Annotated in this window: 21 protein-coding genes; 17 read left to right on the top strand and 4 right to left on the bottom strand. The window is 67.9% G+C overall.

The window, feature by feature from the left end; translation table 11 throughout:
* Positions 1 to 93 precede the first annotated feature (93 nt).
* The 5 genes from ACNFBT_RS22785 to ACNFBT_RS22765 are packed head-to-tail and all read left to right on the top strand — an operon-like array spanning position 94 to position 6635.
* Positions 94 to 1095 (top strand): HlyD family efflux transporter periplasmic adaptor subunit, encoded by a 1002-nt coding sequence (locus tag ACNFBT_RS22785; protein WP_416753005.1) that lies wholly within the window; start codon positions 94 to 96, stop codon positions 1093 to 1095.
* On the top strand, positions 1095 to 2882 hold the full coding sequence (locus ACNFBT_RS22780; RefSeq protein WP_416753004.1) for an ATP-binding cassette domain-containing protein: 1788 nt from the start codon (positions 1095 to 1097) through the stop codon (positions 2880 to 2882). Before ACNFBT_RS22785 ends, ACNFBT_RS22780 begins: the two co-directional genes overlap by 1 nt.
* Entirely contained in the window at positions 2879 to 4021 is a 1143-nt protein-coding gene (locus tag ACNFBT_RS22775; protein ID WP_416753003.1) for an ABC transporter permease, read from the top strand. Before ACNFBT_RS22780 ends, ACNFBT_RS22775 begins: the two co-directional genes overlap by 4 nt.
* 6 nt (positions 4022 to 4027) lie before the next feature.
* Complete coding sequence (locus tag ACNFBT_RS22770) at positions 4028 to 5131, top strand: ABC transporter permease (RefSeq protein WP_416753002.1); 1104 nt, start codon at positions 4028 to 4030, stop codon at positions 5129 to 5131.
* A gap of 10 nt (positions 5132 to 5141) precedes the next feature.
* The gene (locus ACNFBT_RS22765) at positions 5142 to 6635 is read left to right on the top strand and encodes an efflux transporter outer membrane subunit (RefSeq protein ID WP_416753001.1); all 1494 of its coding nucleotides are present in this window, start codon (positions 5142 to 5144) and stop codon (positions 6633 to 6635) included.
* Here the strand turns inward: ACNFBT_RS22765 and ACNFBT_RS22760 are convergent.
* On the bottom strand, positions 6632 to 7255 hold the full coding sequence (locus ACNFBT_RS22760; protein WP_416753000.1) for a DUF4157 domain-containing protein: 624 nt from the start codon (positions 7253 to 7255) through the stop codon (positions 6632 to 6634). The two genes, ACNFBT_RS22765 and ACNFBT_RS22760, sit on opposite strands and share 4 nt — an antisense overlap.
* Before the next feature lie 271 nt (positions 7256 to 7526).
* Here ACNFBT_RS22760 and ACNFBT_RS22755 point away from each other — a divergent pair, with 271 nt between their 5' ends.
* The 8 genes from ACNFBT_RS22755 to ACNFBT_RS22720 all read left to right on the top strand — a co-directional run bounded on the left by ACNFBT_RS22755 (position 7527) and on the right by ACNFBT_RS22720 (position 19374).
* Positions 7527 to 7943 (top strand): YybH family protein, encoded by a 417-nt coding sequence (locus tag ACNFBT_RS22755; protein ID WP_416752999.1) that lies wholly within the window; start codon positions 7527 to 7529, stop codon positions 7941 to 7943.
* A complete protein-coding gene (locus tag ACNFBT_RS22750) occupies positions 7940 to 8425 on the top strand; it encodes an AAA family ATPase (RefSeq protein ID WP_416752998.1) in 486 nt (161 codons plus the stop codon). The genes ACNFBT_RS22755 and ACNFBT_RS22750 overlap by 4 nt, the downstream gene beginning before the upstream one ends.
* 52 nt (positions 8426 to 8477) lie before the next feature.
* Entirely contained in the window at positions 8478 to 9416 is a 939-nt protein-coding gene (locus tag ACNFBT_RS22745; RefSeq protein ID WP_416752997.1) for a class I SAM-dependent methyltransferase, read from the top strand.
* Positions 9417 to 9860: 444 nt separating this feature from the next.
* Positions 9861 to 11510: a VRR-NUC domain-containing protein gene (locus ACNFBT_RS22740; RefSeq protein WP_416752996.1), complete on the top strand. Its 1650-nt coding sequence runs from the start codon at positions 9861 to 9863 to the stop codon at positions 11508 to 11510.
* A complete protein-coding gene (locus ACNFBT_RS22735) occupies positions 11507 to 13822 on the top strand; it encodes an ATP-dependent DNA helicase (RefSeq protein ID WP_416752995.1) in 2316 nt (771 codons plus the stop codon). Before ACNFBT_RS22740 ends, ACNFBT_RS22735 begins: the two co-directional genes overlap by 4 nt.
* A gap of 434 nt (positions 13823 to 14256) precedes the next feature.
* On the top strand, positions 14257 to 14871 hold the full coding sequence (imuA, locus tag ACNFBT_RS22730) for a translesion DNA synthesis-associated protein ImuA (RefSeq protein WP_416752994.1): 615 nt from the start codon (positions 14257 to 14259) through the stop codon (positions 14869 to 14871).
* A gap of 7 nt (positions 14872 to 14878) precedes the next feature.
* Positions 14879 to 16288 (top strand): Y-family DNA polymerase, encoded by a 1410-nt coding sequence (locus ACNFBT_RS22725; RefSeq protein WP_416752993.1) that lies wholly within the window; start codon positions 14879 to 14881, stop codon positions 16286 to 16288.
* A complete protein-coding gene (locus ACNFBT_RS22720) occupies positions 16285 to 19374 on the top strand; it encodes an error-prone DNA polymerase (RefSeq protein WP_416752992.1) in 3090 nt (1029 codons plus the stop codon). The genes ACNFBT_RS22725 and ACNFBT_RS22720 overlap by 4 nt, the downstream gene beginning before the upstream one ends.
* 25 nt (positions 19375 to 19399) lie before the next feature.
* On the opposite strand, the gene ACNFBT_RS22715 is transcribed toward ACNFBT_RS22720, so the two are convergent.
* Complete coding sequence (locus ACNFBT_RS22715) at positions 19400 to 20005, bottom strand: hypothetical protein (protein ID WP_416752991.1); 606 nt, start codon at positions 20003 to 20005, stop codon at positions 19400 to 19402.
* Positions 20006 to 20148: 143 nt separating this feature from the next.
* Between ACNFBT_RS22715 and ACNFBT_RS22710 the strand changes: the two genes are divergently transcribed.
* From ACNFBT_RS22710 to ACNFBT_RS22700, 3 genes are all read left to right on the top strand, one after another.
* Positions 20149 to 21084 (top strand): LysR family transcriptional regulator, encoded by a 936-nt coding sequence (locus tag ACNFBT_RS22710; RefSeq protein WP_416752990.1) that lies wholly within the window; start codon positions 20149 to 20151, stop codon positions 21082 to 21084.
* Between the two features lie 79 nt (positions 21085 to 21163).
* The gene (gene lysA, locus ACNFBT_RS22705; protein ID WP_416752989.1) at positions 21164 to 22408 is read left to right on the top strand and encodes a diaminopimelate decarboxylase; all 1245 of its coding nucleotides are present in this window, start codon (positions 21164 to 21166) and stop codon (positions 22406 to 22408) included.
* A 368-nt stretch (positions 22409 to 22776) separates the two neighbouring features.
* Positions 22777 to 23253 (top strand): Bro-N domain-containing protein, encoded by a 477-nt coding sequence (locus ACNFBT_RS22700; RefSeq protein ID WP_416752988.1) that lies wholly within the window; start codon positions 22777 to 22779, stop codon positions 23251 to 23253.
* 32 nt (positions 23254 to 23285) lie between these two features.
* Here ACNFBT_RS22700 and ACNFBT_RS22695 read toward each other — a convergent pair whose 3' ends face one another.
* The gene (locus ACNFBT_RS22695) at positions 23286 to 24083 is read right to left on the bottom strand and encodes an AraC family transcriptional regulator (RefSeq protein ID WP_416752987.1); all 798 of its coding nucleotides are present in this window, start codon (positions 24081 to 24083) and stop codon (positions 23286 to 23288) included.
* 94 nt (positions 24084 to 24177) lie between these two features.
* Between ACNFBT_RS22695 and ACNFBT_RS22690 the strand changes: the two genes are divergently transcribed.
* Entirely contained in the window at positions 24178 to 25071 is an 894-nt protein-coding gene (locus tag ACNFBT_RS22690) for a DMT family transporter (RefSeq protein WP_416752986.1), read from the top strand.
* Here the strand turns inward: ACNFBT_RS22690 and ACNFBT_RS22685 are convergent, their stop codons facing one another.
* Positions 25072 to 26124 carry an NAD(P)H-dependent flavin oxidoreductase gene (locus ACNFBT_RS22685; protein ID WP_416752985.1) on the bottom strand — a complete coding sequence of 351 codons (1053 nt, stop codon included), beginning with the start codon at positions 26122 to 26124 and terminating at the stop codon, positions 25072 to 25074. It abuts the gene before it with no gap.
* Positions 26125 to 26194 lie beyond the last annotated feature (70 nt).

Below are 26194 nucleotides of genomic sequence, written 5' to 3'. Positions count from 1 at the left end.
CGTCTGCGACGCGCCGTAGCCGTCTTTTTGCTGCTCTGGAGGCGAATAACTGGCTATCCTTCACCGGGCTGTCACGAAACAGGGAAAGTCTTCATGCCGAAGAAGCTGTTGCTGGTCGTCGTTCTGGTGCTGTTGCTGGGGGGCGGGTCATGGTGGTACCTGCAATCCCGCGAAAGCGGAGATGAAGGACTAGTGCTCTACGGCAACGTTGATATCCGCCAGGTTTCGCTGGCCTTCATCGGCAGCGAACGCATCGCGAAGATGAACGTCGATGAAGGCGACCTGGTGAAGGCCGGCGATGTGCTGGCCAGCCTGGATACCCGTACCCTGCGTCTGCAGATCGACAAGGCCCGGGCACAGATCGCTGCCCAGGAACAGAACCTGCTGCGCCTGCGGAACGGTACGCGCCCCGAAGACATCGACCGCGCCCGCGCCCAGGACCAGGCCGCCCGCGCCCAACTCGACCTCGCCAACACCCAGCTGCGCCGCCTGCACAACATCCGCGCCAACAGCCCAGGCGGCCGCGCCGTGAGCCAGCAGGACATCGACAGCGCCACCTCCCAGCAGAAGGTCGCCCAGGCGCAACTGGAAGACCGCCAGAAGTCCCTGCGCCTGGCCCAGATCGGCCCGCGCGCGGAAGACATCGCCCAGGCCGAGGCCCAGCTCGCCGCCGCCCGCGCCGACCTCGCCCTGCTCCAGCACAACCTCGACGAAGCCGACCTCAAGGCACCGCAGAACGCCACCGTGCGCTCGCGCCTGCTGGAGCCCGGCGACATGGCCTCGCCGCAGCGCCCGGTGTACTCCCTGGCGCTGACCGACCCGAAATGGATTCGCGCCTACGTCAGCGAAATCAACCTGGGGCGGCTCAAGCCGGGCATGACGGCCCAGGTCTTCACCGACAGCCACCCGGACCAGGCCATCGACGGCCACGTCGGCTTCATCTCCTCGATCGCCGAGTTCACCCCCAAGTCGGTGCAGACCGAAGAACTGCGCACGAGCCTGGTCTACGAAGTCCGGGTGCTGGTCGCCGACCCCGACAACCGCCTGCGCCTGGGCATGCCGGCCACGGTACGTTTCGCCGACGAGCAGCGCTGATGTACCCTGTTCAGGGAGTCCACAACGAAGGCCCGGTAATCCGCGCCGAAGGCCTGGCCAAGCAGTTCCTCGTCAAAGAGTCGGGCAAGACGGTACAAGCGCTCAAGGACATAAGCCTGGACATCCCGCGCGGCCAGCTCACCGCGCTGGTCGGCCCGGACGGCGCCGGCAAGACCACCTTCCTGCGCCTGGTCGCAGGGCTGCTGCAGGCCAACGCCGGCAGCCTGACGGTGCTGAACCTGGACGTCCACGCCCACCCGCAGCAGGTGCAGGACCGCATCAGCTACATGCCGCAGCGCTTCGGCCTCTACGAAGACCTCAGCGTGCAGGAGAACCTCGACCTGTACGCCGACCTCCACGGCGTGCCCCACGGGCAGCGTGAGGAGCGCTACCGGCGCCTGCTGGAAATGACCGACCTGGCGCGCTTCACCGAGCGCCCGGCGGGCAAGCTCTCCGGCGGCATGAAGCAGAAGCTGGGCCTGGCCTGCACCCTGGTGCGCTCGCCGGACCTGCTGCTGCTAGACGAGCCCACCGTGGGCGTCGACCCGCTGTCGCGCCGCGAACTCTGGGAAATCATCCAGCAACTGATCGAGCAGGAGCAGCTCAGCGTGCTGGTCTCCACCTCCTACATGGACGAGGCCGAGCGCTGCGCCGAGGTCTTCCTGCTGCATCAGGGCCAGCTGATGGCGAAGGGCGACCCGGCATCGATCCGCCAGCACGCCGACAACCTCTGCTTCATCGCCACGCCGCCGCAGGAGCAGCCGGCTCGCACCCTGCAGGCGCGGCTGCTGGAGGATCACCAGAACATCGTCGACGCCGTGCCGCAGTCGGGCGAGGTGCGCTTCATCCGCCAGCCCGGCGCGGACCCGTCAAAGCTGGAGCGACTGCTCGACGGCGCGCCGGTGCGTCCGGTGGAGGCGCGGCTGGAAGACGGATTCATGTTCCTGCTACGCGCCCGCAGCGACGCCGAGGCAGTGGACATGGAGTCGCTCAAGACCGGCACGCAACGCCACGAAGACGGCGACGAGGCGGTAATCGAAGTGAAGGACCTGGTGCGCAGGTTCGGCGACTTCACCGCCGTGGCCAGCACCAGCTTCAGCGTGCGGCGTGGGGAGATCTTCGGCCTGCTCGGCCCCAACGGCGCCGGCAAGACCACCACCTTCCGCATGCTCTGCGGGCTGCTGCCGGCCACCAGCGGCACCCTGCAGGTGGCCGGGGTCAACCTGCGCCACGCGCGGGCCCAGGCACGGCGCAAGGTCGGCTACGTGTCGCAGAAGTTCTCCCTCTACGGCAACCTCTCGGTGGCGGAGAACCTGCGCTTCTTCGGCGGCGCCTATGGCCTGATCGGCAAGCGCCTGAGCCAGCGGATGGACGCGGTGTCCCGGCAGTTCGACCTCGCCGGCCAGGAGGACGCCCCCAGCGGCCAGCTGCCCGGCGGCTTCAAGCAGCGCCTCGCCATGGCCGTGGGCCTGCTCCACGAACCGGAAATCCTTTTCCTCGACGAACCCACCAGCGGCGCCGACCCCCTCGCCCGACGCGGCTTCTGGCAGCGCATCACGGCGCTGGCGGCGTCGGGCACCACCATCATCATCACCACCCACTTCATGGAAGAAGCCGAGTACTGCGACCGCATCGTCATCCAGGACGCCGGTCGGCTGCTAGCCATGGGCACCCCACGGGAAGTGCGCGAACAGGCGGGCGGCAAGGACAGCACGCTGAACATGGAGCAGGCCTTTATCGAGATCGTGGAAAGCAACCGCGAGCAGGCCAAGGCGGGGGCCCCATGAGCGCCGGCGGCTTCTGGCGGCGCCTGCTGTCGCTGACCCGCAAGGAGGTGCGGCAGCTGGTGCGCGACCGCAGCAACCTGCTGATCGGCATCGGCCTGCCCATCGCGCTGATCCTGATCTTCGGCTACGGCCTGTCGCTGGACGTGAAGCGCGCCATCATCGCCATCGTCCTCGACGACCCCTCGCCCATCGCCCGCGACGTCGCCGCCAGCATCAGCCGCACCGAGTACCTGGTGCCGCACCCGGTGCGCTCCCTCGCCGAGGGCGAGGCGCTGATGAAGGCCCGCGAGGTGGACGCCCTGGTGCAGGTGCCCTCGGACTTCACGCGCCGCCTCGGTGACGGCAATGCGCAGATCCAGATACTGGTGCAGGGCTCGGATGCCACCCGCGCCGCCAGCGTCGCCACCTACGTCGGCAGCGCCCTCGCCGGCTGGGGCGAGAAGCAGGCCGACCGCAGCGCCAGCGTGCAAGGCCAGCCTCAGAATCAAGGCGGCGCCGTCACCATCGTCCAGCGCATGTGGTTCAACGCCGCCAACACCAGCACCTGGTACCTGGTGCCAGGGCTGATCGTGCTGATCATGACCCTGGTGGGCGCCTTCCTCACCGCCCTGGTGATGGCCCGCGAATGGGAGCGCGGCACCCTGGAAGCGCTGTTCGTCACTCCGGTGCGGCCGGTGGAAATCCTCCTGGCGAAGATCATTCCCTGCTTCGGCATCGGCATGATTGGTCTCGCGCTGTGCCTGGTCGCCGCGCGCTTCCTGTTCGACGTGCCGCTGTACGGCTCCTTCGTCGTGCTGCTGGTCGCCTCCATGCTCTACATGCTGGTGGCCCTGGGGATCGGGCTGCTGATCTCGGCGATGACCAAGAACCAGTTCCTCGCCAGCCAGATCGCCCTGCTCGCCAGCTTCCTGCCGGCCATGATGCTCTCGGGCTTCATCTTCGACCTGCGCAACGTGCCCACCGCCATCCGGGTGGTGGGCGACCTGCTGCCGGCAACCTACTTCATGGAACTGGTGAAATCCCTGTTCCTGGCCGGCAACTTCTGGCCGATGATCCTCAAGGACTGCGCGATCCTCGCCGCCTACGCCGTGGTCCTGCTGGGCCTGGCAAGGCTGGTGACGCGCAAGCGACTGGACTAGAACACGATGGAATTCTTCTGGCGCATCCTCAACCTCTGGCGCAAGGAACTGCTGGTAATCCTCAAGGACCCGGCCAACCGCATCGTGCTGGTGGTGCCGGTGCTGCTGCAGAGCGTGCTGTTCGGCTACGCGGTGACCTTCGACCTCAACGACGCCCCCTACGCCCTGCTCGACCTCAGCAATGGCGAGGCCTCCCACGAGCTTGCCTCGCGCCTGGACGGCAGCGGCATCTTCCACCGGGTGGCGACCCTCACGCGGGTGGAGGAAATCCAGACGGTGATCGACGAGCAGAAGGCGCTACTGGTAGTGCACATCCCGTCCGACTTCCAGACCCGCCTGGCCCAGAACGATCCGGCGCCGATCCAGGTCATCCTCGACGGACGCAACTCCAACACCGCCGGCTCCGCCGCCGCGGGGCTGGCCAACATAGTCGTCGACTTCAACCGCGACCGGGGCTTGGCGACGCCGCCGCTGAGCGTGGTCAGCCGCGCCTGGTACAACCCCAACCTGGAAACCCGCTGGCCGCTGATCCCGGCGCTGATCGCCACCCTGAGCATGATGCAAACGCTGATGCTCACCGCTCTCTCGGTGGCCCGCGAGCGCGAACAGGGCACCTTCGACCAGCTCCTGGTGACGCCCTATACGCCGCTGGAAATCATGCTCGGCAAGGCCATACCGCCGACGCTGATCGGCCTTGCGCAGGCCAGCCTGGTGCTGCTGATGGCGCTGTTCTGGTTCCGCATCCCCATGGCCGGCTCACTGCTGGACCTGTACGGCGGGCTGGCGGTGTTCACCGTCGCCTGCGTCGGGCTGGGCATGTCGATTTCCGCCATCTCGCTGAACATGCAGCAGGCGATGCTCTACACCTTCGTGCTGATCATGCCGCTGACGCTGCTTTCCGGCCTCGCCACACCGGTGCGCAACATGCCGGAGTTCCTGCAGATCGTGACCTACGCCAACCCGCTGCGCTTCGGCATCGATCTGATCCAGCGCATCTACCTGGAAGGCGCCAGCCTCGCCAGCGTGTCGCTCAACCTCGTTCCCATGCTGGTGGTGGCCGCCGTCACCCTGCCGCTCGCCTCGTGGCTGTTCCGCCACCGCCTGACGTGAGAGAAACCCCATGAAGCATTCCCTCACTCCCCTCGCCTGCTGCCTGATCCTGCTCGGCGGCTGCGCCGTCGGCCCGGACTATGAAGCGCCGAAGACCCGGAGCCCGGCCAGCTGGCAGGCAGCCCATTCCGGCCAGGCGGCGCTTGCGCCCAGCGCCGGCACCACCCAACTCGCCGAGGACTGGTGGACGCTGTTCAACGATCCGGTGCTGAACAACCTGCAGCGCCGCGCCGGCAAGGCCAGCCCCGACCTCAACACCGCCGTGCTGCGTTTCGCCCAGAGCCGCATGCAGCGGCAGATGGTGGCGTCCCAGCGCGGCGTCGACATCAACGCCTCGGCGGCGGTCAATCGCCAGCGCATGAGCGAGAACGGCGCCAACGCGCTGATGATCCAGCGCATCGCCCCCGGCGCGAACAGCGAGCAGATCAGCAAGGTCCTCGCCGAGCCCTTCACCCTCTATCAGGCGGGCTTCGACGCCTCCTGGGAGCCGGACCTGTGGGGCCGCATCCGCCGCTCCATCGAGTCCGCCGACGCCGGCGTGGCGGCGCAGGCGGCAATGCTCGACGAAGTGCGCCTGGGCGTCGCGGCGGAGCTGTCCCGCGCCTACTTCGAGCTGCGCGGTGTGCAGCAGCAGATCGCGGTGACCCGCCAGGATCTGGCCGCCACCGAGGAATCCCTGCAACTGATCCAGGTGCGCGCCGATGGCGGCCTGGTGGACGACTTCGACGTGGAGCGCCAGCGCGGCCAGCTGGCCGACCTGCGCTCGCGCCTGCCGCAACTGCTGGCCAGCGAGAGCGCGGCGATCAACCAGATCGGCGTGCTGATCGGCGCCGAACCCGGCAGCCTGCGCGACGAACTCAACCCGGTGGCACAGGCCGAACCGCAGACGCCGGACCTCAGCCTCGGCCTGCCCTCGGAACTGGCCCGGCGCCGCCCGGACATCCGCGCCGCCGAAGCCCAGCTGCATGCCGCCACGGCCAATATCGGCGTGGCCGTGGCCGATCTCTACCCGGCCATCCGCCTGGGCGCGCGTTTCGGCTTCGAGTCCACCGAGGGCGGCCACCTCAGCGACTGGGGCAGCCGCACCTGGAGCGTTGGCCCGAGCCTTTCCGTGCCGATCTTCGACAATGGCCGGCGGCGCTCCAGCATCAACCTGCGCAAGCTGGAACAGCAGGAAGCCGCCGTTGCCTACCAGCAGACCGTGCTCAAGGCCTGGCAGGAAGTCGACGACACCCTCAGCCATTACGGCGCCGAACGCCAGCGCAACCGCCAGTTGCAGGACAAGCAGCGCAGCGCCGACATCGCCTACGGCATGGCCAAGGCGCGCTACGCCGGCGGGATGACCGACTTCCTGGTGGAACTGGACGCCCAGCGCGCCTACCTGCAATCGCGCCGCGACCTGGTGGACAGCGATACCCAGCTGCGCCTGACCCTGATCGCCCTGTGCAAGGCCCTCGGTGGCGGCACGCCAGCGCCGGAAGCGAAAGAAACCGCCAGCCGCTAGTGGGTTGCGGCAGCCGTCTGCTGGTTGTCGCGAAGGTCCTTGGCCACTTTGCGCTGCATCGCGTAGGCCGGCGATTCCACGGCCTCGTAGTCCTCGCTGTAGCGACTGGCGAAGCCCTGCACGCCCCACTCCTGGAACTGCTTCACGTGCCACAGCTCGTGGGCCCAGAGGGCGACGTCCTTCTGCGCGTCTTCCTCACGGCGGAAGACGATCACGTCCACCAGGGTGACGGCCTCGGTGTCGGGGTTCTGCATCATGGTCTGGGCGGCGTTCAGCTCGTCCAGTGCGCCAGTGGAATAGCGCGCGGCCATCAGCACCTCGTCGGGGAAATAGGCCTGCAGCTGCGCGCGGATTTCCAGCGGGATCGGCTGGGTGCCGCCCTGCTCCGCCTGTTCACGGGACTGCTGCAGCCACACGCCCAGCGCCTGGCCGGCCATCTTGCGGGTGTCGGCGATCACCGGGCCGAGCACGGCGCCCAGGTCCGGCAGGCAGACGCAGGTGTCCAGGCAGACCTGGCGCTGCCCCGTGGGACAACTGACGGCGGGGGTTTCGACGGACACGACCAACCCGGCGAGCAGCGCCAGGGCGTGCAGGATGCGGGTCGGAATGGGGGATGGCATTGAGGGGCTCCGCTACGGCGTGGAGGAAGGCATGGCGGTTGGACCACGGCGCGGCGCGATCATGCCATGCCGCCAGCAAAAAAAGAGCGCTGGCGCGACGTATGAAACTTCTGATAGCTTCTGAGCCATGAATGCCGCCAACCGCACCTTCCAGCAGATTATTACCACCATCGCTCCGATGGTGGGTTAGCGCATTCCGCGAACAACCAAACCCGCCTCCCGGCGGGTTTTTTAATGCCCGCCGTCCGAGGCTCCCGACGAGGAGACACTGATGGACCAGGCATTCCCCGCAGCCCTCCACCCTGGGCAGCACCCCCTGCAAGCGCTCATCCAGGCCGCCGACGAAGCCATCGGCCGCGAGGATTTCGACGCGCTGCTGGAGTTCTACACCGACGACGCCCTGCTGGTGGTCAAGCCCGGCCTGCTCGCGCGGGGCAAGGAGCAGATCCGCCGCGCCTTCGTCGCCATCGCCGAACACTTCGGGCACAAGCTGCGGGTGCGCCAGGGCCGCCTGGAAATCCTCGAGACCGGCGACACCGCCCTGGTGGTCGCGCAAACCCTGCTCGACACCCGCCACGGCAAGCTGACCCGCCGCGCCACCTACGTCTTCCGCCGCGAAGCCGATGGCGCCTGGCGCTGCGCCGTGGACAACTCCTACGGCACCGACCTGCTGGAGGCTACGACATGAGTACCGGCACATTACATTTGCTATGCGGCAAGGCGGCCTCGGGCAAGTCCTGCCTGGCGCGGCAACTGGCCGAAGCGCCGGGCACCGTGATGCTGGCCGAAGAACAGTGGCTGGCCGAGCTGTTCCCCTGGGGCATCAGCAATCCCGACGACTACCAGCTCTACGCCCGCCGCGTGCGCAAGGTCATGGGCCCGCACGTGGTCGGCCTGCTGCGCGCCGGCACCAGCGTGGCCCTGGACATCCCCGCCAACACCCTGGCCGACCGCCGCTGGCTGATCGACCTGGCGCAGCAGGCCGGCGCCGCGCATTGCCTGCATTTCCTCGATGTCGACCCGGACACCTGCCGCAGCCGCCTGCTCGCCCGCCACGCCCTGGCGCCCCTGGCCGCGCCGCTGGACCCGGCCGGCTACGAGGCGCTCAACCGCTACTTCGTCGCCCCGCGCCCGGAGGAAAAACTGCAGGTGCAGCGCCACGGCGCCTGAGCGCGTAGAATCGCCGCCCCGCCCAATCAGCCTGTTTAGAAAGACCAGCAGAATGAACACCGACGCCATCGCCACCCTGCGCGAGCAACTGCTCGCCGCCCTGAACCCCGCCCCCGCGGAAACCCGCCGCCTGTTCCACGGCCGCGGCCGCCGCTGGCCGGGGCTGGAGCAGGTGACCGCCGACTGGCTGGAAGGCGTGCTGCTGGTGTCGCTGTTCCGTGAGCCTGAAACAGAGGAGCTGGCTGCGCTCAGGGCGATACTGATCGAATTGGCTGACAGCGAGACATGGCGCGCCAGCGGCGCCCGCAGCCTGATGCTGCAGCACCGCTACACGCTGGAAAGCACCATGGAAGTGCTCTTCGGCGAAGCCTTCGACGGCTGGCAGATCACTGAACACGGCCTGCGTTACCAGCTGGACCTGGGCCGCAAGCAGAACAACGGCCTGTTCCTCGACATGCGTTACGGCCGCCAGTGGGTGCAGGCCAACGCCGAAGGCCTGCGCGTGCTCAACCTGTTCGCCTACACCTGCGGTTTCTCCGTGGCGGCCATCGCCGGCGGCGCGCAGAAGGTGGTCAACCTCGACATGGCCCGCGCCGCCCTCAGCCGTGGCCGCGACAACCACCGCCTGAACGGCCACGACCTGTCGAAGGTGAGCTTCCTCGACCACGACCTGTTCAAGTCCTGGGGCAAGGTGAAGAAATCCGGCCCCTACGACCTGATCATCATCGACCCGCCGAGCTTCCAGAAAGGCAGCTTCGTCCTCGACAAGGACTACGCCCGCGTCCTGCGCCGCCTGCCGGAACTGCTCGATGGCTCCGGCACCGTGCTGGCCTGCGTGAACGACCCGGCGGTGGGCGTGGACTTCCTCCTCCAGGGCATGGCCGCCGAGGCGCCGCAGCTGCGCTTCGTCGAGCGCCTGGAGAATCCGCCGGAATTTGCGGATATCGAGGAAGATAGCGGCCTGAAGGCGCTGGTGTTCCGCCTCGCTTGACCCAGCATTTCGCTACGCCTTGGCGCTGGAATTTCGGATAACCGTAAACGGTGATTCACCCGACGACTTGCTCCGGCTAAATCTGTGCCAGGGCTTTCCCCCTCACCCCAGCCCTCTCCCTCAGGGAGAGGGGGCAGACCGTGCCGGCTGACGCCGAGGTTTCATCCTGCACCGAACGGTCCCCTCTCCCTCTGGGAGAGGGCTAGGGTGAGGGCGATCCCGAGCGCAGGAGTTTCGTCATAGAGGCGGGCCGTGCCTGCGATCGCGCCCATGGGGCGCTACTCTAGGGCACCGTTCGCGAGCAAGGACTAGGCATCCCCTCGGTCCTACAAAGAGCAGTCCGACGCCGTGTAGGCAATCTCCCGATAAAAGGCCGCCACAACCCTTGCGGCCAAGCCACCCTCTTGCCATTCTTGCCACTGTATGTAAAACCAGTGCCCGCCGATGTCTGCGCCGCTCGACCCCAGCCTCTATTACCTGACCAACTTCCACCGCGCCCTCGACTGGATCGACGAACGCTACGCCGACCTGCTCGACGCCGAGGAAGCCCGGTTCATCGCCGACTTCCGCGCGCTGCCGCTGCCGTCCCAGGCGTTGCTGGTGCGACTGGTGATGCGCAAGGGACCGCACTTTCGCGCCGGCAAGCTGAGCTACGCCGAGATCGGCGACATCCCCCAGGCCGCTGCGCCGCTGCTGGAGCTGGGCTGGCTGGACGACGCCTATCCGCTGGCGCTGGAAGACCTGCTGCCCTTGCTGCTCAAGGACGAACTGCTCGCGCGCTTCCGCGATGACCTGCCGCGCGGCCCGCTGAAGAAGGCCGATCTCTACGAGCACCTGCACACCTACCACGAGCAGGTGCAGCCGTTCGGGCACTGGTATCCGGACCTCGACCGCCTCTACACCCTGATGGCGACGCCGCTGTGCGACCGCCTGCGCCTGCTGTTCTTCGGCAACCTGCAGCAGGACTGGTCCGAGTTCGTGCTCGCCGACCTCGGTATCTTCCGCTACGAAAGCGTGCCCTTCACCGCCGATTCCCGCGCCTTCCGCCGCCGCGACGACCTGGAGGCCTACATCCACCTGTGGAACGGCGCCGTCCGCTTCGACGCCGGCGAACCCATCGCCGACCTGCTGGCCGAATTGGGTGACTTCCGCAGCGACAACCCGTACCTGCAAGCGCGCCATGGCCGCCTGCTGTACCGCATGGCCTACCAATTGGAGCGCGAAGGCGAGCTGGACGCCGCACTGGCGCTGTACCAGCGCACTGCCGCCGGGGGTTCGCGGCAGCGGCAGATTCGCGTACTGGAACGACTGCAACGCTTCGAGGAAGCCCATGCGCTGGTGCAGACCGCACTGGCCACGCCGGAAAGCGACGGCGAGCTGCAGCTGGTCGAGCGCGCATTGACCCGGCTGGTCCGCCAGCTCGGCCTGCCCAAGGAGAAAGCCGCCAAACCCGCGCCGCCGCTGCGCATCGACCTGGAACTACCGCGCCCGGACGTCAATGTCGAGTTCGCCGTACAGGCCGTGCTTCATGAAGACGAAGCGCCGGTGCACTACGTGGAGAACGCGCTGATCTGCAGCCTGTTCGGCCTGCTCTGCTGGGAAGTGATCTTCGCCCCCCTGCCCGGCGCCTTCTTCCACCCCTTCCAGGCCGGGCCGAGCGACCTGTACCGCGGCGACTTCGTCAGCCGCCGCGCGGAAGCCTTCGCCGCACGCCTGGCGCTACTGGACAGCGACGCGTACCTGACGGCGATCCGCGACACTTACGCCGCCAAGTTCGGCATCCTCTCGCCCTTCGTGCACTGGGAGCTGCTGGACGAAAACCTGCTGGAGCAGGCCCTGCACTGCCTGCCGGCGGCGCACCTGAAGCTGTGGTTCGAACGCCTGCTGGCCGACCCCAAGGCCAACCGCGCCGGCATGCCCGACCTGATCCAGTTCTGGCCCGGCGACGCGCGCTACCGGATGATCGAGGTGAAAGGCCCCGGCGACCGCCTGCAGGACAACCAGAAGCGCTGGCTGGCCTTCTGCGCCGAGCACGGCATGCCGGTGGAAGTCTGCTACGTGCGCTGGCAGGGCGAGACGGAAGACGCCGAATGAGCTACGCCATCGCCGTGCGCGCGCTGTGCGAATTCACCGCCAAGGAAGGTGACCTCGACCTGCGTTTCACCCCCGCGCCCACCGCCCAGGAAGGCATGGCCGGGCACGCCACGGTGGTCTCCCGTCGCGGCCTGAGCTACATCGCCGAGCTGCCGCTGCGCGGCGAATATCCGGGGCTGGAGGTCAGCGGCCGCGCCGATGGCTACGACCCGGACGCCAACCTGCTGGAAGAGATCAAGACCCACCGCGGCGACGTCGCGCGCATCCCGCAGAACCACCGCCTGCTGCACTGGGCGCAGGTAAAGGTGTACGGCTGGCTGTTGTGCCAGACGCTGGAGATCGACGCCATCGACCTGGCCGTCGTCTACTTCAACGTCATCACCCAGAAGGAAACGGTGTTCCGCGAGCGCTTCGCCGCCGAGGAGCTGCGCGCCTTCTTCGAGCTGCAGTGCAGCCGCTTCGTGCAGTGGGCCGAGCAGGAAAGCGCCCACCGCGTCGAACGCGACCAGGGGCTGGAGGCGCTGCGCTTCCCCTACGCTGATTTCCGCCAGGGCCAGCGCATGCTCGCAGAGTCGGTGTACCGCGCCGCCCGCGACGGCCAGACGCTGATGGCCCAGGCCACCACCGGCATCGGCAAGACCCTCGGCACCCTGTTCCCGCAGCTCAAGGCCTTCCCCGGGCAGAAGCTGGACCGACTGTTCTTCCTCACCGCCAAGACCCCCGGCCGGCGTCTGGCCCTCGACGCCCTGGCAACCCTGCGCCAGCAGGACGCCGGCCAGCCGCTGCGGGTGCTGGAGCACGTGGCCCGCGACAAGGCCTGCGAGCACCCGGACAAATCCTGCCACGGCGAATCCTGCCCGCTGGCCAAGGGTTTCTACGACCGTCTTCCCGCCGCCCGCGAGGCCGCGCTCAAGCGCCGCTGGCTGACCCAGGAAGCCTTGCGCGAGGTAGCGCTGGAGCACCAGGTCTGCCCCTACTACCTGAGCCAGGAACTGTGCCGCTGGGCCGACGTGGTGGTGTGCGACTACAACTACTACTTCGACATGACTGCCCTGCTCTACGGCCTCACCGTGCTCAACGACTGGAAGGTGACGCTGCTGGTGGACGAGGCGCACAACCTCATCGAGCGCGGTCGCGGCATGTACAGCGCCGAGCTGGACCAGTCCGAATTCAACGCCCTGCGCAAGGTTGCCCCGGCTGGCCTGAAAGGCGTGCTGGAGCGCGTCGGCCGCCACTGGAACCAGATGCACCGCGACCAGGAGGTCGACTACCAGATCTACCCGACGGTGCCGGACCTGTTCATCGCCGCGTTGCAGAAGGCCGTCAGCGCCATCACCGACCACCTCACCGACCAGCCCACCGGCAACGAGGCCGAGCTGCTGCGCTTCTACCTCGACGCCATGCTGTTCTGCCGGCTGGCAGAAGCCTACGGGCCGCACTCGCTGTTCGACATCACCCGCCACGACGGCAGCGGCCAGCGCACGCTGTCCACCCTGTGCCTGCGCAACGTGGTGCCGGCGCCCTTCCTCGAACCGCGCTTCGAGGCGGCGCACAGCAGCACGCTGTTCTCCGCCACGCTGAACCCGGCCAATTACTACGCGGACCTGCTCGGCCTGCCGGAAGACACCACCTGGCGCGAGGTGGAATCACCCTTCCGCGCCGAGCAACTGGAAGTCCACGCGCTGAGCAACCTTTCCACCCGCTACCAGCACCGCGAGGCCAGCCTCACGCCGATCAGCACCCTGATGGCTCGCCAGTTCCGCGCCCGCCCCGGCAACTACCTGGCCTTCTTCAGCAGCTACGCCTACCTGCAACAGGCGCTGGACCGCTTCGCCGCCGAACACCCGGACATCCCCCGCTGGGTGCAGTCGCGCAGCATGAACGAACTGGAGCGCCAGGCCTTCCTCGACCGCTTCACCACCCACTCGCGCGGCATCGGTTTCGCCGTGCTCGGCGGCGCCTTCGGCGAAGGCATCGACCTGCCGGGCGACCGTCTGATCGGCGCCTTCATCGCCACGCTGGGGCTGCCGCAGGTGAACGAGGTCAACGAAGAGATCAAGCAGCGCATGCAGGGCATGTTTGGCGACGGCTACGACTACACCTACCTGTTCCCCGGCTTGCAGAAGGTCGTCCAGGCCGCCGGGCGGGTGATCCGCACGCCCACGGATTCGGGAGTGATCTACTTGCTCGACGACCGTTTCAACCAGCCGGCGGTGAAGCGGTTGCTGCCGAGTTGGTGGAAAACGGAGCGGCTGAAGTTCGTTGCCGATCCGCCGAGGTCGAAGGAGCCGCAGGGGTATCTGCTTTTGTAGGGCGTACAACCGTTCGCGCTTGTACGCCGATACACCATGATCGTCCGCTTGATGCACCGGTCGAGTTCGAAGTGCTCGGTGACAGGCTTCCTGGTGAAGTCCGTGCGGCCGGATAACAAGGTCAATCGGCGTATAACGTTGAACGTTATACGCCCTACGCCTGGTCAGACTCTGCATAGGAACGAGCTTGCTCGCGAACCCGCCCAGCGCCGGCCTTGCCGGCGCATCGCGGAGAAGCTCCGCTCCTACAGAAAACGCCACGGCGCGTCCGAATAATCGTCAGACCAACCACCATTGACGGCACCATTTCACCGGATAAACTGTATATCCATACAGCATAATCCGAGCCATCCCATGCCCCGTCATCCCATCTCCCTCCCCCGGGCCACCCGCCGGGCGCATGACCGTCGCCGTTCTCCGGCCGGGAGGCCGTGATGGGCAGCGTGGTCGCGCTCGACACCCTGTTCCACCAGCGTCAGGTCTGGAAAGGCCAACCCCAGGGCCTGCCACCCAGCCAGCAGCCCACCGGCCACACCGTGCTGGACGCAGCCCTGCCCAGCGGCGGCTGGCCGGAAGCGGCACTCAGCGAAATCCTCCTGGCCCAGGAGGGTACCGGCGAACTGCAACTGGTGTGGCCAACCCTCGCGCGGCTCAGCGCGGCGGGCGAACGCATCGTGCTGGTCGCTCCGCCCCATGTGCCCTATCCGGCCGCGTGGCAGGCCGCCGGCGTGGTGCTCGATCAACTGAGCATCGTCCAAGCCTCCGGCCGCGACGCCCTCTGGGCCGCCGAGCAATGCCTGCGCTCGGGCAGCTGCGGCGCCGTGCTGTGCTGGCCGCAGCAGGCCGACGACCGTGCCCTGCGCCGCCTGCAGGTGGCCGCGGAAACCGGGCAGACCCTGGCCATCGCCTACCGCTCGCAGCGCGAAGCGCTCAACCCCTCGCCCGCCGCGTTGCGCCTGGCGCTGGACGCAAGCCCTGCGCAGCTGCGCGTGCTCAAGTGCCGGGGCGGCCTGGCGCCGGCGCGGCCTATCCCGCTGCCCTGGCACTGAGGCCGCCATGCTCTGGGCCTGCATTCTCCTGCCGCAACTGGCGATGGACGGCGTGCTGCGCGGTCGCCCCGAACCGGACGACGCCCTGGCGCTGCTCGCCGGGCCGGCACAGCGCCGCGTATTGCAGGCGGTGAACCCGGCGGCGCGGGCACTGGGGCTCAAGCCCGGCCAGTCGCTCACCGCCGCCCAGGCCCTGAGCCGCGACTTCGTCACCGCCGACTACGACCTGCGCGACGTGGAGCGCTGGCAGAACCTGCTGGCCGCCTGGGCCTATGGCTTCAGCTCGCAGGTCAGCCAGCACTACCCCCGCGCGCTGCTGCTGGAGGTGCAGTCCAGCCTGCAACTGTTCGGCCCCTGGCCGCGCTTCGAGGCGCGCCTGCGCGAAGAATTGAACGCCCTTGGCTTCCGCCACCGCATCACCGCCGCGCCGAACCCGGCCGCTGCGCGCATTCTCGCCAACGGCCACGACGGCCTGGCGATCCACGACAACCAGCAATTGCGCCAGTACCTGGGCCGGATGCCGCTGGAGCGCCTCGGCCTGGACCGCGACGCCGCCACTTCGCTGGGCCGCATGGGCCTGCGCAGCCTGCAGCAACTGCTCGCCCTGCCCCGCGAGAGCCTGGCCCGGCGCTTCCCGCCGCAGGTGCTGCGGCAGGTCGATACCCTGCTCGGCCAGCGCCCGCTGGCCCTGGAGTTCTACCGGCCGCCGGACCGCTTCGAGTCGCGCATCGAGCTGAACTTCGACGTGGAATCCACCCAGGCGCTGCTGTTCCCGCTGCGCCGCCTGACCGGCGACCTCGCCGCCTTCCTCGCCGGGCGCGACAGCGGCGTGCAGCGCTTCACCCTGCACCTGGAGCACCACGAAGGCGCCGACACGCAGATGCCGGTCGGCCTGCTCAGCGCCGAGCGCGAGGCGGCGATGCTCTTCGAGCTGGCCCGTGGCCGCCTGGAGCAATTGCAATTGCGCGCCCCGGTACACAGCGTGCGGCTGCTGGCCGACGACCTGCCGCCCTTCGTGCCGCAGCACCGCGAGCTGTTCGACGACCGCCCGCAGCAATCGCTGCCCTGGGAACAGCTGCGCGAACGCCTGCGCGCGCGCCTGGGCGACGACGCCGTGCACAGTCTTGGTGGTCGCGCCGACCATCGCCCGGAGCGCGCCTGGCAAGGCAGTGCCACGCCGCTACAGGCCATCACCGATATCCCTCGCCCCGGCTGGCTGCTGGCCGAGCCCCAGCCGCTGCGCGAATTCGCCCCGGTCCTGCTGGCCGGCCCCGAGCGCATCGAATCCGGCTGGTGGGACGGCGAAGACATCCGCCGCGACTACTACCAGGTACGCACCCGCAGCGGCCAGCGCGCCTGGGTGTTCCACCCGGTAGGTGATGAGGGGCCCTTGCTGCTGCACGGCTGGTTCGCATGAGCGCGCCGGATGAATGCATCGGCTACGCCGAGCTGCACTGCCTGTCCAACTTCAGCTTCCAGCGCGGCGCCTCCAGTGCGGCCGAGCTGTTCGAGCGGGCGAAGAAGCTCGGTTACCGCGCCCTGGCGATCACCGACGAATGCAGCCTGGCTGGCATCGTGCGCGCCTGGCAGGCCTCGAAGGAAACCGGGATTGCGCTGCTCACCGGCAGCGAACTGGGCATCGAGCAAGGCCCGAAGCTGGTGCTGCTGGCCGAGAACCTCACGGGTTACGAGAACCTCTGTCGCCTCATCACCCACGCCCGCCGCCGCGCCGAAAAAGGAAGCTATCGCCTGGTGCGCACGGACTTCGACGGTGACCTCGAGCACCTGCTGGCGATCTGGCTGCCACGAGACGACCGGGACGACGACGGCCTCTGGCTGCGCGAACGCTTTCCCGAGCGCCTGTGGCTGGGCGTCGAGCTGCACAAGGGCCCGGACGACGCCGGCAAGTTGCGCCGCCTGCGCGAACAGGCCGCACGCCTGGACATCCCCGCCGTGGCCTGCGGTGACGTCCACATGCACGCCCGTGGCCGCCGAGCCCTGCAGGACTGCATGACCGCCATCCGCCAGCACCTGCCGGTGCACGAGGCCGGCCAGTATCTCTATCCCAACGGCGAGCGCCATCTGCGGCCGAAGGAGGCGCTGGCGGCGATCTATCCGGCCGAGCTGCTGGCGGAGACATTGAAGTTTGCCGGGCGCTGCAGCTTCGATCTGGGCGAGGATGTGAAATACCAGTACCCGCGCGAGCTGGTACCCGAAGGCCACACGCCCACCACCTGGCTGCGGGAGAAGACTGAAGAAGGCATCAAGCGGCGCTGGCCGGATGGCGAAAGCGCCAAAACCCGCGCGCAGGTCGAGAAGGAGCTCTCGCTGATCGCTGAGCTGGAGTACGACAGCTATTTCCTCACCGTCCACGACATAGTCGCCTTCGCCCGCCGCCAGAGCATCCTCTGCCAGGGGCGCGGCTCGGCGGCCAACTCGGTGGTCTGCTTCGCCCTGGGCATCACCGAACTGGACCCGTCCAAGGCCAAGCTGCTGTTCGAACGTTTCATCTCCCGCGAGCGCAACGAGCCGCCGGACATCGACGTCGACTTCGAGCACGACCGCCGCGAGGAAGTCATCCAGTACGTGTTCCAGCGCTACGGCCGCAGCCGCGCCGCGCTCACCGCCGTGGCCAGCACCTACCGCGGCGCCGGCGCGGTGCGCGACGTGGCCAAGGCGCTGGGACTGCCGCCCGACCAGGTCGGCGCGCTGGCCGACTGCTGCGGCGCCTGGAGCCGCGAAGCGCCGCCGCCCGAGCGTCTGCTGGAAGCCGGCTTCGACCCGGAGAGCCCGATCCTGCGCCGCGTGCTGGCGCTGACCGGCCAGTTGGTCGGCTTCCCCCGGCACCTGTCGCAGCACCCCGGCGGCTTCGTCATCTCCCAGCAGCCACTGGAAACCCTGGTGCCGGTGGAAAACGCAGCAATGCCCGAGCGCACGCTGATCCAGTGGGACAAGGACGACCTCGACGCCGTCGGCCTGCTCAAGGTCGACGTGCTCGCCCTCGGCATGCTCAGCGCCCTGCGCCGCTGCTTCGACCTGATCGAGCGTTATCGCGGGGAGCGCTACACGCTGGCCTCACTGCCACAGGAATGCGCGAAGACCTACGCCATGATCAGCCGCGCCGACACCGTGGGCGTGTTCCAGATCGAATCCCGCGCACAGATGGCCATGCTGCCGCGCCTCAAGCCCGAGACCTTCTACGACCTGGTGATCGAGGTCGCCATCGTCCGCCCCGGCCCGATCCAGGGCGACATGGTGCATCCCTACCTGCGGCGGCGGAACAAGGAAGAACCCGTCGTCTACCCCTCCGAGGAACTCAAGCCGGTGTTCGAACGCACCCTCGGCGTGCCGCTGTTCCAGGAACAGGTGATGCAGCTGGCGATCATCGCCGCCGAATACACGCCTGGCGAAGCCGACCACCTGCGCCGCTCCATGGCCGCCTGGAAACGCCACGGCGGGCTGGAGCCGCACAGACAGCGGCTGTTCGAGCGCATGACCGCCAAGGGCTACGAACAGGAATACATCGCCCGCATCTTCGAGCAGATCAAGGGCTTCGGCAGCTACGGCTTCCCCGAATCCCACGCCGCCAGCTTCGCCCTGCTCACCTACGCCAGCTGCTGGCTGAAGTGCCACGAACCGGCAGCCTTCACCTGCGCGCTGATCAACAGCTGGCCCATGGGCTTCTACAGCCCTGACCAACTGCTGCAGGACGCCCGCCGCCACGGCCTTGAGATCCGCCCGGTGGACGTGCGCCACAGCCACTGGGACTGCACCCTGGAACCCATCGCCGAACGCCAGCCGGCGATCCGCCTCGGCCTGCGCATGGTGCGTGGGCTGCGCGAGGACGCGGCCGACGCCATCGCCCAGGCGCGCGGGCAACAGCCCTTCACCGACGTCGCCGACCTCTGCCTGCGCGCCCACCTCGACGGCCGCGCCCGCGAACAACTGGCCGACGCCGGCGCCCTGCGCGGCCTCGCCGGCCACCGGCACAAGGCGCGCTGGGCGATCGCCGGGGTCGAGCCGCAACTGCCGCTGTTCGCCGGCCAGGTCACCGAGGAAGCACCGGTCAGCCTGCCGCTGCCCAGCCGTGGCGAAGACCTGCTCACCGACTACGCCACCCTCGGTACCACCCTCGGCCCACACCCCATGACCCTGCTGCGCGGCGCCCTCAAGGCCCGCCGCTGCCGCAGCTCGCGGGAACTCGCCAGCCTGGAGGCCGACCGCCCGGTGCGCGTCGCCGGCCTGGTCGTCGGCCGCCAGCGCCCTGGCACCGCCAGCGGCGTCACCTTCGTCACCCTGGAAGACGAGTTCGGCATGATCAACGTGATCGTCTGGCGCGACCTGGCCGAGCACCAGCGCCGCCCCTTCCTCAGCGCCCGCCTGATGCAGGTGGACGGCACCCTGGAAGCCAAGGACGGCGTGCGCCATGTGATCGCTGGAAGGCTGATGGATCTGAGTGGATTGCTAGAGGGGCTGGATGTGCGGAGTCGGGATTTCCATTGAGCATGCCAATGGAACGCCACTGAATCTACGATAGGGCTTTCTCTGCCGGTGGCGGAGCAAGCATCACAAAAAAGCCGACGCTCATTAGCGTCCACCAGAGCGCCCCCAGGCGATCAAACGAAAGGCCATCCGCCATAAAGGGAAGCATCAGCAAACATCCCGAAATTCCCGCACTGAAGCCAAGGATGACACGACGCAAGTCTCGGCCCTTCCCGGGCAGTAATCCTCGTCGCGCGTCGCGAGCAGTCATCCAGCAGACTCCCAACGGCAATATGGGCAGGGCGAATAGGAGGCCGCCGATCAGGAATTGTTCCGTCTCGTGAAAACGCGAAGCGGTATGCCTGCCCCAGTCCACGACGGTCCAGCCGTAGTGAATCGAAACGGGGAACAGGAAGCCGATGACCAACGGCCAAAACCACCTGGGCTGAGACAGAAACTGCCCCACGGGCTGCCCATCGATCTGCGGCGGAGACACGTGCTCCTGCGCCTTCGGGACCGTCCGCAGCAGGATATTCTTCCAGCCAAGCCCAAAGGCGACGAAAGCCAACCCCAGAGGAATGAAGGCAAAATTTCGTGAAGCTATCCCGACCACCACCACCAGCAGGCCCAACAGAAAACCGACGATGCGCATAAGACTCCCTGACGCAGGCTGCTCAAATCCCTTGAAGCGGAGAACTTATCAGTTGGCTGGGTTGCACTCCAAGGTAAGCCCATTCAATTGCTGATCTGCTCCCTGGCCTTTAGGCTATCCGCATCTCCCCATCGGCGCCGTCCATGATCACCCTCCGCCACATCGAAGTCTTTCGCGCGGTCATGACCACCGGCAGCGTCACCCGCGCGGCGGCGTTCCTGCACACCAGCCAGCCCACGGTCAGCCGCGAGCTGGCGCGGCTGGAACAGTTGGTCGGCTTCGAGCTGTTCCTGCGCGAGCGCGGGCGGCTGGCGCCGACGGCGCGGGCGTTGATGCTGTTCGAGGAGGTGGAGCGCTCCTTCACCGGACTGGACCGTATCGTCGCCTTCGCCGGGAGCCTGGGGCAATTCGCCGAGGGCAAGTTCTCCATCGGTTGCCTGCCGGCGCTGTCCCAGGCGCTGCTGCCGGAGGCCTGCAAGCGCTTCAGCCGGGAAAACCCGGCCATCAGCCTGGAGGTGGCGGCGCTGGAGTCGCCGCATCTGGAAGAGGCACTCAGCGCCCAACACCACGACATCGGCCTGATCGAGAACGACGACGCACCGCGTGGCACCGAGTTGCAGCCGCTGCTGGCGGTGGACGAGGTCTGCATCCTCCCCGACGGCCATCCGCTGCTGGCCCGCGAGCGCCTGGAAGCGGCGGATTTCGCCGGCCAGCCCTTCGTCAGCCTCGCCACCAGCGACCGCTACCGGCACCTGATCGACGCCGTGTTCCTCGGCGCCGGCGTGCAGCGGCAGATGCAGGTGGAAACCCACAGCGCCGTATCGGTGTGCAGCATGGTCCGCGCGGGGTTGGGCCTTGCCGTGGTCAACCCGATCACCGCGCTGATGTTCCAGGGCCAGGGCATCCAGTTGCGGCCGTTGGCATTCTCGCTGCCATTCCAGGTGAGCGTGGCAAAACCGCTGTACCGCCCGGCTACGCCGCTGCGCGAGCGCTTCGTGGCGGCGCTTCAGGCAGAAGCCGGCCTGCTGGTGCAGCGTCTGCGCGAAGCCGGCGTGGGCTGCACCCTATATCAAAATTGAATTGATTAACCAACAAGCGGCATTATTCAGCACAGCAAAGGCTCGGTAGACTAGCGGCATCTATCTTCGGAGCCCATTCATGACTTTCCTCGCCCTGCCCCGCGCCGAACAGCTCGCCCTGCAATTCGGTACCCCGCTGTGGGTCTACGACGCCGCCACCATCCGCGGCCAGATCGAGCGTCTGAAGAGCTTCGACATCATTCGCTTCGCCCAGAAGGCCTGCTCGAACCTGCACATCCTGCGCCTGATGCGCGAACAGGGCGTCAAGGTCGACGCGGTGTCCCAGGGCGAACTGCTGCGCGCCCTGGCCGCCGGCTACTCGTGCCGCGAGGATGAATCCGAGATCGTCTTCACCGCCGACCTGCTGGACCGCGCCACCCTGGAAACCGTGGTCGAGCACGGCATCCCGGTGAACGCCGGTTCCATCGACATGCTCCGCCAACTGGGCGAAGTCGCCCCCGGCCATCCGGTCTGGCTGCGCATCAACCCCGGCTTCGGCCACGGCCACAGCAACAAGACCAACACCGGCGGCGAGCACTCCAAGCACGGCATCTGGCACGCCGACCTGCATGCCGCCCTGGACGTGATCCGCGAGCGCGGCCTGCGCCTGGTGGGCCTGCACATGCACATCGGCTCCGGCGTCGACTACGCTCACCTGGCCCAGGTCGGCGAGGCCATGCTCGGTCTGGTGAGCCTGGTGAAGGACGCCGGCCACGACCTGTCCGGGATTTCCGCCGGCGGCGGCCTGTCCATCCCTTACCGCGACGGCGATCCGGAGGTGGACACCGCGCATTACTTCCAGCTCTGGGACAAGGCGCGCAAGGCCGCCGAGGCCGTGGTCGGCCACCCGCTGCACCTGGAGATCGAGCCGGGCCGCTACCTGGTCGCCCAGTCCGGCTGCCTGCTCAGTGAAGTCCGCGCCACCAAGGACGCCGGCAGCAACCACTTCGTGCTGGTGGACGCCGGCTTCAACGAGCTGATGCGCCCGTCCATGTACGGCAGCTACCACGGCATCAGCCTGCTGGCCGGCGACGTGGACAGCCGCGAGGTGATCGACACCGTGGTGGCCGGCCCGCTGTGCGAGTCCGGTGACGTATTCACCCAGGGCGATGGCGGCGTGGTCATCCCCCGCACCCTGCCCCGCGCCCAGGTCGGCGATCTGCTGCTGATCCACGACACCGGCGCGTACGGCGCCTCCATGTCGTCGAACTACAACAGCCGTCCGCTGATCGCCGAGGTGCTGCTCGATGGCGCGGAAACTCGTCTGATCCGCCGCCGTCAGCGTGTGGAAGAGCTGCTGGCGCTTGAAGAATCCCTGGGCTGATCCCTGGCTGGGCGTACAACCGTTCGCGGTTGTACGCCGCTACACCCGGCTCCTCGCCAACGTCATGCTCCAGCTGGGTCAACGACTCCCAGTTCGAATCCGGGCAGGCATGCGACCAAGGCCAATCGGCGTATAACGCAGAGCGTTAACGGCGCTCCACAGTCACCGCCAACCCTGTCAGCCCACGAAATTTCCCACCGGCAAACTGCCTTGTGAGCCTACAGAGGCCATCGCTAGATTCCTCTGCGCCACGGTCAATTCCCTGACCGGTGGGTGCCCCGTTCCCGGCGCACTCGACTCGCACAATCCGCCTCCCCATTTACCTCACAGCTGGACGGCGGTTCCCTGAACGCACTGGAGTGCCCGCCATGGATGTCCTCGCCGCAATCACCTTCCACCGTCACGACCAAGCGTTGCGCGCAGTGATGATCGACAACCAGCCCTGGTTCGTCGTCCCCGATGTGTCACGCCTGATCGGCCTGCACCACCCCACCGTTCTCGCCCGTAGCGTCTATCCGGACGACCTGCGGCCGGTTCGCCTGCGCGGCGACTGCGGCGTGGTTTCCGTCGAAGTGCTCAACGAGCCGGCGCTCTACGAGGCACTCGGCCGCCACCGCCATCCGGGCAGCCAGGGTCTGGGCCAGTGGTTCCGCGAAAGCGTGATCCCGCCACTGCTCGACCAGCAGCAGAACGTCCCGCAGCTGCCGCGCCACAGGGACCTGGGCTTTCTGGATATCCCCGCGCTCGACTGGCAGGGGGACGTCTGGGTCACGCGGGAGGAAATGCCGACCTTCGAGCGAGTCGATGACAAGCCCACGGGCCCCAAGGGATTCTGGAGGCGCTGAGGGCATCGGGCTCGGAGTCCTCGAGCCCGGACTCACTCCTGCTCCAGCGCACGGAAGGTCGCACGGTACTGCTCCGGCGTGGTGCCGGAGAGCCGGCGAAACATCGCGATGAACGCCGACGGGCTGCTGTAGCCCAGGTTGAAGGCGATCTGCTGCACCCCCTCCCCCGATGCCAGTGCCTCGATGGCGGCAAGAAACCGCAGGCGCTGGCGCCACTCCCCGAACGACATCCCCAGCTCCCGCTGGCAGGCCCGCGCCAGGGTTCGCTCGGTGCTGTGCACGCGCTCGGCCCACTGGGCCAGCGTGCGGTTGTCGCCGGGCTCCGCCTGCAGGGCGGCCAGCACCTCGCCCAGCGCGCCGCCGCTGGCGTAGGGCAGGTAATCGTCGTGGGGCTGCGCCGCCTGCAACTGGTCGATCACCACTTCGGCCAGGCGCCGGTCCGCGTCACTTTGCGGGATGTTCACCTGGCGCGCAGCGAAGTCGGAGAGGATGGCCTTTAGGATGTCGCTGATCGCCAGGGTGCAGGGCGAAGCCGGCAGCTTGCGCGACAGCTCGGCGGACACGTAGAGCGAGCGATAGACGATGGCCTGGCGGTTGTAGCAGCTGTGCTCCCGCCCCGGCGGCACCCATACGGCGTACTGCGGCGGCGAGAGAAAGCGCTGGCCGTCCACCTCCAGTTCCATCACGCCGTGGGAGGCGTAGTTGAGCTGGCCCCAGGCGTGGCGATGGCTGGGCGAGTGGGTGCCGGCGTCGAACTCGTCGTAGCGGAAGTAGATGTCCGAGGGCAATGCTTCGAACGCGGGAGGGAAAAGTGCCTTGGCGCGGGTCATGTCCGAATGCCGGGGTAGATTGTCCGGATTTCATTATACGTCTCGATTCGGACGAGCGGACAATAGGCGCCGTTATCCCCGGAAGCGTTTCACCATGAATTACCTGTTCCCCCTGCTGGCCGTGGTCATCTGGTCCGGCAATACCGTCGTCAACAAGCTCGCCGTGGGGCAGATCGCCCCGGCGGAGATCGGTTTCTTCCGCTGGCTGCTGGCCGGCCTGCTGCTCACGCCCTTCCTGCTGCGCGCCACCCTCGCCCACTGGCTGACCATCCGCGCCAACCTCTGGAAGATCGTCACCCTCGGCCTGCTCGGCATGGCCGTGTACCAATGCCTGGCCTATTACGCCGCCGCGCTGACCTCGGCGACCAACATGGGCATCATCCTCTCGCTGATGCCGTTGATGTCCCTCGCCCTCGCCGCCCTGCTGCTGGGCCACCGGATGAGTGTCGCGGCACTGCTCGGCGCGCTGGTCTCGCTGGCCGGCGTGCTGCTGGTGATAACCCAGGGCAACCCGCACCAGTTGCTCAGCCACGGCGTGAACCTGGGCGACGGCATGATGATCGTCGCCACCCTCGCCTACGGCGTTTACGGCGTGCTGCTGAAGAAATGGAACCTGCCGCTGCCGCGATTGGTGATGCTCTACCTGCAAGTGCTGGTGGCGATCCTCGCACTGCTGCCGCTGTACCTGGCCTCGCCGCACCAGGGGCTGAACGCCGCCAACCTGCCGCTGGTGCTCTATGCCGCGCTGTTCGCCTCGATCGTCGGCGCGCTGGCCTGGATGCAGGGCGTGGCGCGCATGGGGCCGAGCCGCATGGCGCTGTTCTTCAACCTGCTGCCGGTCCTGACCGCCGCCATTGCCGCCGTGGTGCTGGGCGAACGGCTGACCAGCTATCACCTGGTCGGCGGCGCACTGACCCTGGCCGGGGTGCTGCTGGCCGAACTCTGGCGGCCGCGGGAGAAACCCGCAGCCGCCATCAGCGCACGCTGATCAGGCGCCGGCGCGGAACTCCCGCATCAGGGTTTCCACCAGCTCCGCCGCCGGCATTTCCCGCGCCAGGGGCGCGCCCTGCCCGGCCCATTGCACGGCGAAGTCGGTGTTGCCCTTGGCGGTGGCCGCAGCGGTCAGCGCCTTGGCCGCATCGTAGGTGATCGGGTAATCCGGCAGGGCCGGCGCATCGGCACGCCCCACGTCGGTGAACAGCCTGTTCACCATGCCCCGCGCGGCACGCCCGGAAATCGCTGCCGTCACCTCGGTGCGCTCTCCACGCTCGCCACGCAGCGCCGCCTTGAATGCAGCGTTGGCCGACGACTCGTTGGCGGAGATGAACGCCGTCCCCATCTGTACCGCCTGCGCGCCCAATTCGAACACGGCACGCATGCCCTGTCCGTCCATGATCCCGCCCGCCGCGATGACCGGCAGGCCCGTGCCTTTTACCAGCGTGCGGACCAGCGCGAAGGTGCCGATGCGTGCGTCCTTCTCCGGTTCGAACACGCCCCGGTGGCCGCCAGCCTCATACCCCTGGGCGACGATGGCGTCGATGCCTGCCGCCTCGATGGCGCGCCCCTCTTCCAGGCAGGTGGCGGTGGCGAGCAGACGAATACCGGCAGCTTTCAGGCGATCGATCCAGTCCTGCGCCGGCAGGCCAAAGTGGAAGCTGACCACGGCTGGACGGGTCTCGATAAGGAACGCCAGCATCTCGGGGTCGGCGAGGAAGCTGCGGTAGATCTCGGTGATCCGCTGCGGCGGCTGCGCATCGAACTCGGCGAACAGCGGGCGCAGGTGTTCCAGCCAGGCCGCTTCACGCTCCGCATCCGCCTGCGCCGGGCGGTGGCAGAACAGGTTCAGGTTCAGCGGCTTGTCGGTCTGCGCGCGGGTCTGCTCCAGCAGTGCGCGGGCCTGCGCCGCGTTGCTCGCGCCAAGGCCGATGGAGCCCAGGCCACCGGCATTGGACACCACCGCCGCCAATGCCGGCGTGGACACCCCGACCATGGGCGCCTGGATGATGGGGTGCTGGATGCCGAGCAGTTCGGTGATGCGCATGACGGGGTCCTCATCGTCGGTCCGGCGATATCGCCGCTTGACTCAACATCTCATAAAGAGAATATTTGTC

The sequence above is a fragment of the Pseudomonas sp. NY15181 genome (assembly GCF_048068055.1).
In the GTDB taxonomy this organism is placed as follows: Bacteria; Pseudomonadota; Gammaproteobacteria; order Pseudomonadales; family Pseudomonadaceae; genus Pseudomonas.
This window is presented reverse-complemented; position numbering and strand designations above follow the sequence as displayed.

What these genes read in the sequence shown, in the direction of transcription:
- ACNFBT_RS22785 (WP_416753005.1), top strand. Translation starts at nt 94, where the DNA reads ATGCCGAAGAAGCTGTTGCTGGTCGTCGTTCTGGTGCTGTTGCTGGGG.
- ACNFBT_RS22780 (WP_416753004.1), top strand. Translation starts at nt 1,095, where the DNA reads ATGTACCCTGTTCAGGGAGTCCACAACGAAGGCCCGGTAATCCGCGCC.
- ACNFBT_RS22775 (WP_416753003.1), top strand. Translation starts at nt 2,879, where the DNA reads ATGAGCGCCGGCGGCTTCTGGCGGCGCCTGCTGTCGCTGACCCGCAAG.
- ACNFBT_RS22770 (WP_416753002.1), top strand. Translation starts at nt 4,028, where the DNA reads ATGGAATTCTTCTGGCGCATCCTCAACCTCTGGCGCAAGGAACTGCTG.
- ACNFBT_RS22765 (WP_416753001.1), top strand. Translation starts at nt 5,142, where the DNA reads ATGAAGCATTCCCTCACTCCCCTCGCCTGCTGCCTGATCCTGCTCGGC.
- ACNFBT_RS22760 (WP_416753000.1), bottom strand. Translation starts at nt 7,255, where the DNA reads ATGCCATCCCCCATTCCGACCCGCATCCTGCACGCCCTGGCGCTGCTC.
- ACNFBT_RS22755 (WP_416752999.1), top strand. Translation starts at nt 7,527, where the DNA reads ATGGACCAGGCATTCCCCGCAGCCCTCCACCCTGGGCAGCACCCCCTG.
- ACNFBT_RS22750 (WP_416752998.1), top strand. Translation starts at nt 7,940, where the DNA reads ATGAGTACCGGCACATTACATTTGCTATGCGGCAAGGCGGCCTCGGGC.
- ACNFBT_RS22745 (WP_416752997.1), top strand. Translation starts at nt 8,478, where the DNA reads ATGAACACCGACGCCATCGCCACCCTGCGCGAGCAACTGCTCGCCGCC.
- ACNFBT_RS22740 (WP_416752996.1), top strand. Translation starts at nt 9,861, where the DNA reads ATGTCTGCGCCGCTCGACCCCAGCCTCTATTACCTGACCAACTTCCAC.
- ACNFBT_RS22735 (WP_416752995.1), top strand. Translation starts at nt 11,507, where the DNA reads ATGAGCTACGCCATCGCCGTGCGCGCGCTGTGCGAATTCACCGCCAAG.
- imuA (WP_416752994.1), top strand. Translation starts at nt 14,257, where the DNA reads ATGGGCAGCGTGGTCGCGCTCGACACCCTGTTCCACCAGCGTCAGGTC.
- ACNFBT_RS22725 (WP_416752993.1), top strand. Translation starts at nt 14,879, where the DNA reads ATGCTCTGGGCCTGCATTCTCCTGCCGCAACTGGCGATGGACGGCGTG.
- ACNFBT_RS22720 (WP_416752992.1), top strand. Translation starts at nt 16,285, where the DNA reads ATGAGCGCGCCGGATGAATGCATCGGCTACGCCGAGCTGCACTGCCTG.
- ACNFBT_RS22715 (WP_416752991.1), bottom strand. Translation starts at nt 20,005, where the DNA reads ATGCGCATCGTCGGTTTTCTGTTGGGCCTGCTGGTGGTGGTGGTCGGG.
- ACNFBT_RS22710 (WP_416752990.1), top strand. Translation starts at nt 20,149, where the DNA reads ATGATCACCCTCCGCCACATCGAAGTCTTTCGCGCGGTCATGACCACC.
- lysA (WP_416752989.1), top strand. Translation starts at nt 21,164, where the DNA reads ATGACTTTCCTCGCCCTGCCCCGCGCCGAACAGCTCGCCCTGCAATTC.
- ACNFBT_RS22700 (WP_416752988.1), top strand. Translation starts at nt 22,777, where the DNA reads ATGGATGTCCTCGCCGCAATCACCTTCCACCGTCACGACCAAGCGTTG.
- ACNFBT_RS22695 (WP_416752987.1), bottom strand. Translation starts at nt 24,083, where the DNA reads ATGACCCGCGCCAAGGCACTTTTCCCTCCCGCGTTCGAAGCATTGCCC.
- ACNFBT_RS22690 (WP_416752986.1), top strand. Translation starts at nt 24,178, where the DNA reads ATGAATTACCTGTTCCCCCTGCTGGCCGTGGTCATCTGGTCCGGCAAT.
- ACNFBT_RS22685 (WP_416752985.1), bottom strand. Translation starts at nt 26,124, where the DNA reads ATGCGCATCACCGAACTGCTCGGCATCCAGCACCCCATCATCCAGGCG.